General features: G+C 47.3%; 2 protein-coding genes. Both read left to right on the forward strand.

Annotation, left to right across the window (positions count from 1 at the left end; translation table 11 throughout):
• Positions 1 to 1189: SbcC/MukB-like Walker B domain-containing protein (locus tag ACN0S4_RS13430; protein ID WP_417658134.1), on the forward strand; the 1189-nt coding region annotated here is incomplete at its 5' end.
• A partial coding sequence (locus ACN0S4_RS13435) for a hypothetical protein (RefSeq protein WP_417658135.1) occupies positions 1186 to 1504 on the forward strand: 319 nt, incomplete at its 3' end. The genes ACN0S4_RS13430 and ACN0S4_RS13435, both read left to right, overlap by 4 nt.

The raw sequence follows: 1504 nt of genomic DNA on the forward strand, positions 1-1504 counted from the left end.
GAAAGAGCAACTAGAACAAAAGATACCTGTAATTCGCCAAGCTGAACGAGAAGCTGTAGCCAATGTTTTAGTCGATAAAGAATGGCTGGACAGCATGAAAGATGAGATTGAGCGTGCCGAAACCAGCTATGATCTTCGGCTTAAAGAGGTGGATAGGAAACTTGAATACCACACCCCCCGCTTGAGGAATGCCGAGGAAAGCGCTTCTCTTGAACTTGCCCGCTATGTCCAGGACGAGCGTTTGGATGTGCAAGTTCCCAATATGGAATGGCATGAACGTTATGAATGGACACTAGAGGAAAAGACGAAGCTTTTTAATACCAAATTGCACCGGTACGAGGAGGAAGCTGAGTTAGCCCGTCAGGCATCCGAGGAAACGTTGCGCTCAGACATTGCCATGTCTCTTCATGACCGATTCAAAGAAATGGAGTTGGAGCGCCGAGAGCGAAATAAAATACTTGAATCATGTCCGTCCTTCACCGGCGGAGAGCGTTACAAGTTCTCGGCCAAGGTTGTGCCGCAATACGAAGCCTTTGTGCGATACATCAACCAGATAGCTCAAGACGATAACAATTTTTCTTTGTTCGCCGAAAACCCCGATGAGATTGATGAAACACTCCGCAATCTCGTGGACGCCGCTGCTGAATCTGGTAATGCTAGTGGCATTCTAGATTACAGACAGTTTTATACCTTTGATTTAGATATCTTGGTCGATGGTAAAAGAGTGGATCGTATGAGTAATCGGCAAGGGGCAGGTTCCAATGGTGAACACATAGCGCCGATGTATGTTGCCGCAGGGGCTGCTCTTGCAAAAGCTTATAGGCTACACAGTAACAAAGGAAAACAACGGGGTATTGGCCTGATTTGTCTTGATGAGGCTTTCCATGGCATGGACACAATCAACGCTATCGCCACAGCTCGTTTCCTTCAAAGCATCGGCTTGCAGCTTATTATGGCGGGCCCGGAGCTTGAACGCACCAAGCTGGCACCTGTAACACAGACCATCTATGACCTGGATCGAGAAGGGCTGGATCTCCAAATGGAACGAACCAAATTCAAGGAAGCAGCCAACAAACTGATGGTAAGTGATATGCCTGATGAGAACCCGGAAGTTATGAAAGGCGCTTACCATCAACTTGGACTTGAACATCTTACAGAAAATGTAGTTCCGAACAATGGTGGACAATGATGCTGCGCTCAGGAGCAGATGCATGTGATGAGAGTATGCGTCGCCTTATCAAAAAAGCTGCTCGTGCTGTTTTCGCTGATGGCAAACTTGAACCGTCAGTAGAAAAAATTTCGGTAAGCTTTCCTGCGACGAATTCGAGTTTGAAGGAGTACTATTGCCTCGAGCGCTTTGCAGACCGGGAAGAGTATCATGCGCGACTTCAGATCTACTCAAATGCAAAAGCAATAAGGATTGATTGGGACGCCGGCGCAGGAGAGAAAGGGCAGCTTTCGAGAGTAACGTTGCTAGATCCTAAAGCAGTGGTGAGTGTTCTTG

Origin of the sequence: Pseudidiomarina aestuarii, from assembly GCF_048263735.1 — a bacterium.
GTDB classification, from domain to species: domain Bacteria; phylum Pseudomonadota; class Gammaproteobacteria; order Enterobacterales; family Alteromonadaceae; genus Pseudidiomarina; species Pseudidiomarina aestuarii_B.